A 9,876-nucleotide genomic window follows, 5' to 3' on the forward strand; every position below is an offset into this window, starting at 1 on the left:
TATTTACCTATGCAGCTACATCGCTGGGTGGATAAATGTCAGGTCGAAGTACGCTTTTGTTTACGACGCCGCCAGTTGCGGTATGGAGTCGAAGCGCTAGTTTGGGACCCGCATCTTTACGCCCATGCATGACGTGGCGCAGATAGCTAGCGGTGGTTCCAGCCTCTTCGGCCAGATCCTGCTTTTGTTTGGCATCGAGTTCACGCCAGAATTTTTTATACATGATTAAGTACCTCCGGGATACATTAAACATTAAAAAAAGAGTACCCGCAAGGGCGTGTACCTTTTCGGTACGGTAAAATATGATCGATACCATGAAAACGATTGAAGAACTTCGCCTGGTTAATGCTAGGAAGCTGGTAGAGCGGTTCGATACCTTGTCTAAATTTGCCGAGGCGGTTGATCGCGCGCCTACTCAAATGAGTCGAGTTATAGGCAGGAACCCGTCGAAGTCGATGGGCTCGCGTATGGCTAGGCACATAGAGCAAAGGCTAGGGCTCGAAGAGGGCTGGCTAGATGTCTCACATGATGAAGTTCAATCGGGAGTGGTTCATGAGCCTAAAGCGTTTTATCCCAGCAGCTCTGTTGGTTTTGGTTATCCGTTAATATCAAGCGTTCAGGCTGGTAATTGGTCAGATATTGATGAGCGTGACGTATTATCTGCTCCGCGCTACCCGTGCCCAGTTCCTTGCAGCCCAAAGACATTTGTGCTCAAAGTTGAAGGGATCAGCATGGAGCCAGATTTCAAAGAGGGACACTTGATTTGGGTTGACCCTAACGTCCAACCCATTAATAAAAGTCTTGTTGTGGCTCGTCTAGATGACCGAAATCAGGCCACTTTTAAACAGCTCATTCAAGAAGATGGGCTCAAAATGCTCAAGCCGCTCAATAAAGAATGGCCCGAGCAGTACGTGCAAATTAACGGCAACTGCACAATCGTTGGCGTTGTTGTGTTTGGCGGGTTTGCGACTTAGATGCTATTCGTTGCTTAGATCTATTTTCCCTGTGATTAGAAGCTTCAAGAACTTAGGCTGTGACAATATGAACTCAGAAGGGTTGTTATAACCCTCATTGTGAATGTCTTGGTGGTAACGGAACGCGACACTCCCCATATACATTTTTCCCTTGTCCGAATCCCATCCCATAGGATTTGCTGTTGTTACCCTGACCGCTTTTTTTCTATCGCTCGAATGAATAAAGTCTCCATCTTTAAACTTTAGTAGCCCGCCTTGCGTCCACATAGCCACTTTCTTTTTGTTTACCGTTCTTTCTTCTAGCTTTATGTCTATGGCGTCTCTGTATGCATACGCCAAAGGAAAGGCCCAGTGTTCAAGAAACACGCTTCTAGGCTCTTGCTTTCCCTTTACTGCAGGAACGATTGTAAGCGCGCTTCTTTTGGCTCTTGGTCTCCAGAGGCTGCTTAGCAAATCCATCTCGTAGCAGGCGTCGGGTATGTAATCATTCTTTTCTGGCGCCAGTTCTTCAGCATACGAAAAGAACCTCTCGAATGCTCTAGGGAAGTTAGAAAAGCTGACGGTTTTCTTTTTCCTTGCTCTAACAACCCAAGGTCTTTCTCGCTTGATCGGATCGCACTCAACCATTTCACCCGTTTTTATATCGTAGGCATGCTCGGTCGAATATTCCTCATAGTTTATTTCACAGCTAGGCGTCTTCTGGCTATTGCCGTTTTTCCATTTTTTGAAAAGCTGAACGCTTTCGTCTGTAACGCTCACTACCCACCCCATACTCTCAAAGCGCGGCCTATTGTAAGAGCCCGCTTGCAAAAGACTTGGGTAGGGAATAGGTTCGGACACCTTGTTATCTTCAGTGAATAGAGGGCGATCGGTATTCTCATCTATCAGCTCAATAAGTTCGACCATGTAAGTTTTTACGCGCCCTGAAGAGAAACACCTAGCTTTTACTGTGTCGCCATCAACCTGTATAGGGCTTATTTTCCTAGAGGCGCCTGGTTGACTGCCGCCACGATAAGCAATATCTATCACTTCACCTGTATCAATCGCCTCGCTTAGCCTCTCTATAACGTCCATGTACCCCTCCATTTTTTTCAATTTTTATAAGACTTTATGTCTTTTTTTGAGTCATGAGGTTTGGATTTTATCACTTGGCTTCTTGGTCGAAATGAGAGTCCTATCTAATTTTTTTACTTGTCTGACTTTACACGCCCGCCGCCTTTATGTACCTTAAAGGTACTCACGGAGAGCGGTTATGTACCAAAAAAAGAAAGTATGAACCTAATGGGGAAGTATAAGGTTCGCAGAAATTTTTTGTGCAATGAGCCATCGGGCTGACCACCCGCACTTTTCAGAGGACGACAGAAATGAAAAACACCATCAACGCCGACACGATCATCGAGCTCGCGCAGCTCATCACAAAGCTGAAAGTGCAGCGCGCCATGTTTGGCCAGCAACTCAGCCAGCTAAACCCAAGCAGCGACGCATATGCATGCATAGCGCGTTATCAGCAACAAGTGGATGAATTTCTAGAGGGGGTTCAGGTAGAGCTGCAACCGCAGCAAACAGAGCAGATAAAAGACATTTTGACTGCCGCGACACACGCAGAGCAAGTGCTGTTAGCGGCGGCATAAAAAGGAAAACCCACCGGTGACCAAACCAGTGGGCTTCCATCGTGCAATGAGCCCTAAGGCTCGCTAATAAGAGTATCGCAGGCATGACCAACCTGCAAGCGCTGGCCTGAGTGCCAGCACTCAACCAAGGAGCATCGTGCAATGAGCATCCAAACGCGAAACAACGTAGAAGCGTTTTTGGTGCGAGAAGTCACCAAAAAACTCACTACCGATGGCTACACGCCACTTGATGCAGACCGTGGCGACGAAGTGGCCCTTCGACATTTCCGTGAGAACGCCGGCTTTAAAGGCAAAGCCTTTGAGCAATGCATGGCGCGAGCCCTGCAGTTTTTAACGCCCGCCAAAACAGCCGCGAAAAAGCGTGCGGCTAAAAAAGCCAAGGCTAAGGCGGCGTAATGGACAAGCGCGAGAAACAACGCGAACAAGCTCGCATTCGTGCGCAGCGGCTACGCAACAAGCGCAAAGCCAGCGGTGTAACCACGTTCCCGCTCACGCTGGATGTCGCAGACATGGCAAAGCTAGATGAAGTATGCCGCGTGTTCGGCATGCCAGATGCGCCATACAGCCACACCGAGGCGCTAGCGGAAATGATCACTCACTTTCACAGCCAAATCGCCAACGTGCGTGAGCAGCTGGGCACCTGCGGCAAGTGCGGTGAGCAACTGCCAGAGGGTTGCGCCAACTGCCACGAGGGCGGCTTGTTTAAAGGTGATGCGACCTGCTGGCACACCACGCAGCGGATCAGCATTCGCGAGCTAAGCACTATCACCGAAAAAGGAGTGAAACATGTTTGAGTACAGCGTGTGTGCCTTTGTGTTTTATGGCGTGTATTCAGCGGCAATGAAGCTAAAGCAGCGCCGCAAACCCACCTACACCAACCCATTGTTTGATCTGCCCGTCGAGGCAAAAGGAGGCAAATGTGCCAAGTAATACTGTGGTTTTTGATTTAGAGACATTCGCGCTCAAGCCAGATAATGCGCTGATCGCCAGTATCTCAGGGGTGAAGTTTGATCGCTTTGCAACGCCTGCGAACGTCGAGCTTGAAGAGTTTGATGCCGTGCTAAACCTGCGCGAGCAAGTGTTTAAAGGCCGCGTTATCGAAGCGGGCACTGTGGCGTGGTGGAACAAGCCCGCGCAAAAAGAGGCAATGGCGCGCATTTTGGACGCTGGGACCTTTGCTTGTGAGCCCGTCCTGAAAGACTTTGTGCAGTTTATTGAAGGTTGCCAGGTGTTTTGTCGCGGCACTGATTTTGATCCACCAAAGCTGCTTAGCCTTGCGCGTGATTTTGGCGTTGATGTGCCAGTGAAGTACAACGCGTGGCGCGACGTGCGCACCTACATCGATGCACTAAGTGGCGACACCAGCGGCTATATCGATTTAGAGCTGGATTTAGTCGCTCACGCATCACTCGATGATTGCAAGCGTGACGCATTACAGATGATCAACGTGCGTTATAACGCATTCGGCACCGCCATCAAAGCAGCCTGACCAGCTGCGGGTTTGAAACAAAGGAGCATCGTGCAATGAGCTTAACTAACCATGATTGCTTTTTGATTCGCGCCCTCCACTGCGAGGGCTTATCAGAAAGCGAGATCGCAGAAAAATTTGAGGTGCATGAAGTTGAAGTGATTCAGCTGCTCAATCCGAGCGAGTTTCACGTAACCGCCAAGGCGTTTGTTCGTCGCGAACGCAAGGGAATCATGCGCATCAGCGCTGACAGAGACTGCATCGAAAAACCATGCAGCAAGTGCCACGAATGGTATCCGCTAACGCTGGAATTCTGGCATCGCCAACGCGCCAATATTGACGGCGACTTTGCAGCCTGCCGCGCCTGCGAACTACAGCGCCGCAACGCCTATACACGTGCGCAGAGGGAGGCGGCATGAGTACGGCTTACATTACAAACGAGCAGGCAATAGCGCACCGCGATCATGCTTGCGTAGAAAAATGCATTCAAGTGATGCACAGGGTTATTACCAAAGCGATTGATGATCAAGACGCAATCTATCAGGCGAAGCTTGGAATACTTCGAGAGTTAAGAGTTGGGGATAAAGAGGCTACTCAGGAGAGTGGTAGGAAAAAGTTTCTTTTAAATGCACTGAGTAAGGCCACTAGTTTAAGCGAGGAAGAGCGCTTTCACATTCATGTTTTAGCTGAATTTAGATGTTTCTGTTTTCATGCTGGCCAGCTTGGTGTTGCGGATTGCTTGTCGCTAGTGAATGAAACAATGCCAACAGATGAGAAATTTTTGGAGGCGGCATGAGCAAGGACAAGGCAACCGAAAGCCATTTGCTCTCTCAGCTCGTTAAGCTCGGCGACATGATGAGCGACGGCCTGCACCTAGAGCCAGATGGCAAATGGATCTCTACGGAGTACAAGCGAATTCTTCGAGCGCTGGGTTATAAAATCCCCCGCGCAAATAACTCCGAGGCCATCAATAAAGGCATGGCCGAGGCGTTAAAACAAAAACGTTGCGAGCGTTGCGATGGGCAGTTAAAGCAAACACGCTCCGGCTCTATGCGTGCAGAGTGCATCGATTGTGGCGCTAAGTATCAGTTTAAACGAGCAAAAGGTAAGAAGGCGGCGTGAGTATGAGTAAAGAAATCCCTAATTTCTTATTAGAAATGTCTCGGCAAATGCACGAACAAGATAATCGAATTACAGCCGAGCCGATATGGCAAGTTAGATATAAAGAATACCTTGTAACAGAAGAAGGATATAACGAGCATCACTGGGAGGTTATCGACACAGAAGACGGAGCAACTCTATTCCATTCAGAGGAAAGCCAAGATTATTCAGACGTTGCAATGCACTTGATTGAGCAACACCCAGATTGGATAAAAGACTGGTCCTGTAACAATATGGACGCAAATATTGAACTGGTAGATGGGGAGGTTGACGAGGACGACTATGATCGCTTGATTGAGTCTATCAATAATGACTTTGACCCAGATTTAGACGATCTGCCTGACACGCTCAAAAAACTTCACATGCAGGAAACTGAGGTTGTTGTTAAAACCTGCTTAACCGAAGCGGACGCAAAAGCATTCATTGAAAGAAAACAGCACGATTATCCAAAACTCTACACATACGTAGCGAGTATGGTTTTTTGTCCTCAAATGATTGAGCTCAGAAACTGGATAATGTCACTTACAGATGGCAACGAAAGTTTATAAACAAAACAAAGCAAGGTGAATAATAATGTACAAAACAGAAACGCCAAATTGGCACTTAAACATGGCGGAGCGTCATGTGGAAAAGTTATCACAAGAGAATGAAGCCCTGCGCGACCAACTTCACTCATTATTTGAGCGCGTATCAGGCTGCGAAGTGAGCGAGTTTTCTGGCGAGCAAGTAAATTACTTGGCTGACATGATAGAGGGGCAGATGGACGCTAACGAAGGCTGCATTGATAAGCTTAAGTCAGAAAACGCAGCGCTGCGTGATACTCTGGCGAAAGATGCGATTAAATGGCTTGATGCTTGTGATAAGAAGCCGCCATACAACACTCCGATTCTAATCAAACTAAAGGGCGTTGTTCAGCATGAAACTTGGCAATTTGATGCGAGTGACCATGGCGAGTTTTTTTATCTTCATTGTGATCATTTAGATGATGACATTAAAGAAGAATTCACCATAACCAATAAACACATCGAGGGCGAAATACTCTGGGCGAGATTGCCAAATAGCTAACCAAGCTGGGAGGTACTCAACTTTGAGCGCATCAATATCGCCCATATTCCCCTTCGCGGGATGGCAGGGCTACTACAAAGAAAGAGGCGGCTTTAACTGGTGCGCCTGCACAATCCTCGCCGTTGACGGTGAGCATGTGTGGATTAAAAACCACAAAACAGGCAGTAAACCAGTTGGCCTTATTCGTAAGTTCCAATTTGATAGGAGTAATCCAGATGAAAAGAAATAAGCGGATCAAGCAATCAATCGTTGATGTAACACTGAAAGGGCGTAAAGCCTACTGCTACGAAGATGAGAGCGAGATATACGCAGCCAAGAGCGCCGAGCAAATAAAAGAAGAGTTTCCGCCGCTGTGCAGCCAGGATGAAGACGATTTGTTAACCGAGCTTGTCAGTGCAGATTGGCGCTATTGGTGGCAACCGCAGCTTTGTGAAATCGGTGACAAGATGGTTGGTAAGCCTGCTATTGGACGCGATGGAACGGCGATCCCTCATCACGAATTATTGCCTTTAATTTGTGCCGTGTACGGCGACGGTGATGACGTCTGCCAAGTATCGACAAGTTATAACTAAATAAAACCGACCAGCCTGACCAGCTGTGAGCAAGGAAAAGGAGCATCGTGCAATGAGACTTAACGCTCAACAAATTAAAAACGACCGAGAACTGACGCCAAAAGAGGCCTGTGAAGTGCTCGGCGGTATTTCGCAAAAAACGCTGATTCAGTGGACCCGATCGCACCGGCACCGCAGTTTTCTGGCGCCAATTCGCTACAGCGCGCGTCGCGTTCGCTACTTAGAGAGCCAGCTGTGTGAATTTAAACGGCGCTGCTTTAGCGTGTGTTAATCCAAAGGCCAGATTATCTGGCCTTTTTTCTTTCCAGCGCAACGGCGCACAGAATGCTTTCAGCATGCGCTGTAAACGCCATTCGCTTGAGCGACATTTCCTCTTGTAGTATCTCGTCAGAAAAATCGTAGTGCTCGGCCATCGGATCGCTATCAAGTTTGTGATGCATGCACAACGCGCTTATCTCGCGCACTTCTGTTCGTGAGTGTCCCTTATCTCGCAGTATCACGATGATGTTTGTTTTAAGGAACTTACGGCAGATGGTATTGAACGCGCCAGAGCTGCCTTTGATGGTGCCGTCGTGCTTCATGCCTTTGATCGCATCCGCTGGCATGTGTGTTTTTATGATCTTGTCGAGGGAGCGGCGCGAGAAAGGTTTAGACGGATCGCGCGGCTGCAAAAATACATACTCTTTATTGCAGTTAGGGACCGCGTCTCGCCATTCAGCCTGCTCTTTGAGAATTCGCTTTAGCGGCTCTGTTACCGGGATGCGAAACTCTTTCTCTGTTTTCATCGCGCCACGCGCGCCGACAGTGCTTGATGGATAGGCAATCTCGCTCATGTCGGAGCTGACATATTCCCACTTGAGGTTGTGCACGTTAATAGGACGAACGCCGGTGAGGATCATGTACCGGATAGCGTTTTTCTGGTGTGGGGACGTGCAGCCGGCAACGCTAATCCAGAGTTTCGCGATAGAGTTGATGTCAGTATAAAGCCGAGTTGCGGCAGGACGCTGAACGCGTGAAGAAACGTAGTTATCAGGAATGGAGGCGGCAACGTTTTTGCCGTTGGCCAAGATTGGCGCGCAGAACTTCCATAATCTCCGGAGCTCTGCAAACAGCTCGAGCGCGTGATTGTTCGATTTGGTTGCTATCCACGTATCGAGAACGYCAATCAGCTGATTGTATGTGACATCAACGAACGGCTGTTTTTTTGCGAATGCGAGTTCCAGCTGCTTGATGCGTGATGAATATGTCGCAAAGCTCGACTCGCTCATGCTCATGCGCTCAACACGGCCGCGCAGATCATCATGATACATTTCTATCGCTTGTTGTACTGACTCAGCGCGCAGCGCACCAGCGGCTATCTCATGCGCTTTTTCGCGTGCGATTGGTAGCTGCAGCTCGGGCCACTCACCGAGCTTACGCCCTTTCAAGCCAGTTGATTTAGCAAAGTTAGCGTAGATCACCACTTTGCCTGCTTTGGTAAATTCTAAGCGTAAATAGTTCGCGCTTTCGTATTTTGATCGGCGCGCTTTGCCGTCGTGCTCAAGTAGCGTTTTGGCCGCCGCAACGCAGATCTGTATGTGTGAGCTTGTGTAAGGTGGTTTGCAGGACTCCCACTTTTTGAGAGCGTGATCATAGTCACTCATTTTTGCCGATTTACGGCTTTGTGGTACAGTGTCTGACATTGTCGATCCTTGATATTACTGGGCTCAACCGTAAAGCTCACACATGCCACTTTTTGAAGCCATCAAAAACGCTGTGCGTTACGGATTTGCGTTACTGAATTGGTAAAATCAAAGTTTATTTCAGTAAACCAAGGTAAACAACAGTTAATCAAGATAATTTGTAAGTGCCTGATATAGAGGCCAAAAAGAGTGATTTTTGTGACATGGCTCTATTAATAACAGACCGGTGTATAAACTGCGATATGTGTGAGCCCGAGTGTCCCAACGGGGCCATCTCGATGGGGTCCGAGATCTTTGAGATCGAGCCAGATTTATGTACCGAGTGTAAAGGCCATTACGACAAGCCAACGTGCCAGTCAGTCTGCCCGATCTCCAAATGCATTATCACCGATCCCGATAATGTCGAGACTGAGGATCAGCTCCTAGAAAAATTTGTGGTCATCCAAGGGATGGCCTAAACCATTCAAAGCGCCGCAAGGCGCTTTTTTTATATCTGTATCACCCAAAATAGTAAACTAATGCTACGTGCTTTACAGTCATGCATGACAGCCCAGAGTAACGAAGGTACATTGAGACACTCAGGCTCACACATATCGCAGTTTATGCATTCATAAAGTCATGACTAAGCAAGCGTTAGTAAAAACGTATAGTGAGGAAAGAGAGTGAAGCACTCCACGCCGTGCAGTTCTCAAACATGAATAAGCTCTTGATTTAGGGGCGCCTTAAACGCAAAAAACCACAGCTTTTCAGCTGGGGTTTATAAGTAGTGGCGGAGGGCCGGGGTTGCGGACAACGGGCAGGCCATCCTGCGGGACTCAACGCGCCCTGCAAGTGCCGCGACCAAGACGTCTGGCTCAGGGGAGCTTAAATGCAAAAAACCCCAGCTTCTCAGCTAGGGTTTCTAAGTAGTGGCGGAGTGGACGGGACTCGAACCCGCGACCCCCGGCGTGACAGGCCGGTATTCTAACCAACTGAACTACCACTCCGCACCAATTCTGTATGACTAAAGRCTTATATCTCTTTGCTTTAATCAATTGTAATCAAAGCCTGGCGATGTCCTACTCTCACATGGGGAGACCCCACACTACCATCGGCGCTGCTTCGTTTCACTACTGAGTTCGGCATGGARTCAGGTGGGTCCAAAGCGCTATGGTCGCCAAGCAAATTCGGTAATCTAGAAAGCTGTTCGTTCTCGCCACAATCAACTGGCTTATTTTAAGTCCAACCCAAAACCTCTTGGGTGTTGTATGGTTAAGCCTCACGGGCAATTAGTACAGGTTAGCTCAACGCCTCACAGCGCTTACACACCCTGCCTATCAACGT

At 48.4% G+C, this 9,876-nt stretch carries 17 protein-coding genes, 1 tRNA gene and 2 rRNA genes; 14 read left to right on the forward strand and 6 right to left on the reverse strand.

Annotated elements, in window-relative coordinates; translation table 11 throughout:
* Window positions 1-7 precede the first annotated feature (7 nt).
* Window positions 8-223, reverse strand: coding sequence for a helix-turn-helix domain-containing protein (locus tag BZJ19_RS10130; RefSeq protein ID WP_077675553.1), 216 nt, complete (start codon window positions 221-223; stop codon window positions 8-10).
* A gap of 91 nt (window positions 224-314) precedes the next feature.
* On the opposite strand from BZJ19_RS10130, the gene BZJ19_RS10135 reads away from it, so the two are divergent.
* Window positions 315-974, forward strand: coding sequence for a LexA family protein (locus tag BZJ19_RS10135; RefSeq protein WP_157891178.1), 660 nt, complete (start codon window positions 315-317; stop codon window positions 972-974).
* A gap of 3 nt (window positions 975-977) precedes the next feature.
* Here the strand turns inward: BZJ19_RS10135 and BZJ19_RS10140 are convergent, their stop codons facing one another.
* Window positions 978-2,048 carry a WYL domain-containing protein gene (locus tag BZJ19_RS10140; protein ID WP_077675555.1) on the reverse strand — a complete coding sequence of 357 codons (1,071 nt, stop codon included), beginning with the start codon at window positions 2,046-2,048 and terminating at the stop codon, window positions 978-980.
* 290 nt (window positions 2,049-2,338) lie between these two features.
* Here BZJ19_RS10140 and BZJ19_RS10145 point away from each other — a divergent pair, with 290 nt between their 5' ends.
* The 12 genes from BZJ19_RS10145 (at window position 2,339) to BZJ19_RS10195 (ending at window position 7,142) form a co-directional block, all read left to right on the forward strand.
* Window positions 2,339-2,605 carry a hypothetical protein gene (locus tag BZJ19_RS10145; RefSeq protein ID WP_077675556.1) on the forward strand — a complete coding sequence of 89 codons (267 nt, stop codon included), beginning with the start codon at window positions 2,339-2,341 and terminating at the stop codon, window positions 2,603-2,605.
* Window positions 2,606-2,746: 141 nt separating this feature from the next.
* Complete coding sequence (locus tag BZJ19_RS10150) at window positions 2,747-3,001, forward strand: hypothetical protein (RefSeq protein ID WP_077675557.1); 255 nt, start codon at window positions 2,747-2,749, stop codon at window positions 2,999-3,001.
* Window positions 3,001-3,399: a hypothetical protein gene (locus BZJ19_RS10155; protein WP_077675558.1), complete on the forward strand. Its 399-nt coding sequence runs from the start codon at window positions 3,001-3,003 to the stop codon at window positions 3,397-3,399. Before BZJ19_RS10150 ends, BZJ19_RS10155 begins: the two co-directional genes overlap by 1 nt.
* Entirely contained in the window at window positions 3,392-3,535 is a 144-nt protein-coding gene (locus BZJ19_RS17110) for a hypothetical protein (RefSeq protein ID WP_157891179.1), read from the forward strand. Before BZJ19_RS10155 ends, BZJ19_RS17110 begins: the two co-directional genes overlap by 8 nt.
* Window positions 3,525-4,094, forward strand: a complete 570-nt coding sequence (locus BZJ19_RS10160; RefSeq protein WP_157891180.1) for a 3'-5' exoribonuclease domain-containing protein — start codon at window positions 3,525-3,527, stop codon at window positions 4,092-4,094. Before BZJ19_RS17110 ends, BZJ19_RS10160 begins: the two co-directional genes overlap by 11 nt.
* 35 nt (window positions 4,095-4,129) lie before the next feature.
* The gene (locus BZJ19_RS10165; protein WP_077675560.1) at window positions 4,130-4,492 is read left to right on the forward strand and encodes a hypothetical protein; all 363 of its coding nucleotides are present in this window, start codon (window positions 4,130-4,132) and stop codon (window positions 4,490-4,492) included.
* Window positions 4,489-4,869 (forward strand): hypothetical protein, encoded by a 381-nt coding sequence (locus BZJ19_RS10170; RefSeq protein ID WP_077675561.1) that lies wholly within the window; start codon window positions 4,489-4,491, stop codon window positions 4,867-4,869. Before BZJ19_RS10165 ends, BZJ19_RS10170 begins: the two co-directional genes overlap by 4 nt.
* A complete protein-coding gene (locus tag BZJ19_RS10175) occupies window positions 4,866-5,195 on the forward strand; it encodes a hypothetical protein (RefSeq protein ID WP_077675562.1) in 330 nt (109 codons plus the stop codon). The genes BZJ19_RS10170 and BZJ19_RS10175 overlap by 4 nt, the downstream gene beginning before the upstream one ends.
* A gap of 2 nt (window positions 5,196-5,197) precedes the next feature.
* A complete protein-coding gene (locus BZJ19_RS10180) occupies window positions 5,198-5,782 on the forward strand; it encodes an ead/Ea22-like family protein (RefSeq protein WP_108744082.1) in 585 nt (194 codons plus the stop codon).
* A 25-nt stretch (window positions 5,783-5,807) separates the two neighbouring features.
* Window positions 5,808-6,299 carry a hypothetical protein gene (locus BZJ19_RS10185; RefSeq protein ID WP_077675564.1) on the forward strand — a complete coding sequence of 164 codons (492 nt, stop codon included), beginning with the start codon at window positions 5,808-5,810 and terminating at the stop codon, window positions 6,297-6,299.
* Between the two features lie 215 nt (window positions 6,300-6,514).
* Window positions 6,515-6,871, forward strand: a complete 357-nt coding sequence (locus BZJ19_RS10190; protein WP_077675565.1) for a hypothetical protein — start codon at window positions 6,515-6,517, stop codon at window positions 6,869-6,871.
* A gap of 52 nt (window positions 6,872-6,923) precedes the next feature.
* On the forward strand, window positions 6,924-7,142 hold the full coding sequence (locus tag BZJ19_RS10195) for a MerR family transcriptional regulator (protein ID WP_077675566.1): 219 nt from the start codon (window positions 6,924-6,926) through the stop codon (window positions 7,140-7,142).
* 13 nt (window positions 7,143-7,155) lie between these two features.
* On the opposite strand, the gene BZJ19_RS10200 is transcribed toward BZJ19_RS10195, so the two are convergent.
* Window positions 7,156-8,553, reverse strand: coding sequence for a tyrosine-type recombinase/integrase (locus BZJ19_RS10200; RefSeq protein WP_077675567.1), 1,398 nt, complete (start codon window positions 8,551-8,553; stop codon window positions 7,156-7,158).
* 203 nt (window positions 8,554-8,756) lie between these two features.
* On the opposite strand from BZJ19_RS10200, the gene BZJ19_RS10205 reads away from it, so the two are divergent.
* A complete protein-coding gene (locus tag BZJ19_RS10205; RefSeq protein WP_077522394.1) occupies window positions 8,757-9,011 on the forward strand; it encodes a YfhL family 4Fe-4S dicluster ferredoxin in 255 nt (84 codons plus the stop codon).
* Between the two features lie 451 nt (window positions 9,012-9,462).
* On the opposite strand, the gene BZJ19_RS10210 is transcribed toward BZJ19_RS10205, so the two are convergent.
* The 3 genes from BZJ19_RS10210 to BZJ19_RS10220 all read right to left on the reverse strand — a co-directional run.
* Window positions 9,463-9,539: transfer RNA gene (locus BZJ19_RS10210), tRNA-Asp, on the reverse strand.
* A gap of 59 nt (window positions 9,540-9,598) precedes the next feature.
* Window positions 9,599-9,714: ribosomal RNA gene (rrf, locus tag BZJ19_RS10215) — 5S ribosomal RNA — on the reverse strand.
* Window positions 9,715-9,800: 86 nt separating this feature from the next.
* Window positions 9,801-9,876: ribosomal RNA gene (locus BZJ19_RS10220) — 23S ribosomal RNA — on the reverse strand; the annotation flags it as partial.

Origin of the sequence: Salinivibrio proteolyticus, from assembly GCF_001996165.1 — a bacterium.
Classification (GTDB): Bacteria; Pseudomonadota; Gammaproteobacteria; order Enterobacterales; family Vibrionaceae; genus Salinivibrio; species Salinivibrio proteolyticus.

Coding starts and splice junctions, on each gene's coding strand:
- BZJ19_RS10130 (WP_077675553.1), bottom strand. CDS start 223: ATGTATAAAAAATTCTGGCGTGAACTCGATGCCAAACAAAAGCAGGAT.
- BZJ19_RS10135 (WP_157891178.1), top strand. CDS start 315: ATGAAAACGATTGAAGAACTTCGCCTGGTTAATGCTAGGAAGCTGGTA.
- BZJ19_RS10140 (WP_077675555.1), bottom strand. CDS start 2,048: ATGGACGTTATAGAGAGGCTAAGCGAGGCGATTGATACAGGTGAAGTG.
- BZJ19_RS10145 (WP_077675556.1), top strand. CDS start 2,339: ATGAAAAACACCATCAACGCCGACACGATCATCGAGCTCGCGCAGCTC.
- BZJ19_RS10150 (WP_077675557.1), top strand. CDS start 2,747: ATGAGCATCCAAACGCGAAACAACGTAGAAGCGTTTTTGGTGCGAGAA.
- BZJ19_RS10155 (WP_077675558.1), top strand. CDS start 3,001: ATGGACAAGCGCGAGAAACAACGCGAACAAGCTCGCATTCGTGCGCAG.
- BZJ19_RS17110 (WP_157891179.1), top strand. CDS start 3,392: ATGTTTGAGTACAGCGTGTGTGCCTTTGTGTTTTATGGCGTGTATTCA.
- BZJ19_RS10165 (WP_077675560.1), top strand. CDS start 4,130: ATGAGCTTAACTAACCATGATTGCTTTTTGATTCGCGCCCTCCACTGC.
- BZJ19_RS10170 (WP_077675561.1), top strand. CDS start 4,489: ATGAGTACGGCTTACATTACAAACGAGCAGGCAATAGCGCACCGCGAT.
- BZJ19_RS10175 (WP_077675562.1), top strand. CDS start 4,866: ATGAGCAAGGACAAGGCAACCGAAAGCCATTTGCTCTCTCAGCTCGTT.
- BZJ19_RS10180 (WP_108744082.1), top strand. CDS start 5,198: ATGAGTAAAGAAATCCCTAATTTCTTATTAGAAATGTCTCGGCAAATG.
- BZJ19_RS10185 (WP_077675564.1), top strand. CDS start 5,808: ATGTACAAAACAGAAACGCCAAATTGGCACTTAAACATGGCGGAGCGT.
- BZJ19_RS10190 (WP_077675565.1), top strand. CDS start 6,515: ATGAAAAGAAATAAGCGGATCAAGCAATCAATCGTTGATGTAACACTG.
- BZJ19_RS10195 (WP_077675566.1), top strand. CDS start 6,924: ATGAGACTTAACGCTCAACAAATTAAAAACGACCGAGAACTGACGCCA.
- BZJ19_RS10205 (WP_077522394.1), top strand. CDS start 8,757: ATGGCTCTATTAATAACAGACCGGTGTATAAACTGCGATATGTGTGAG.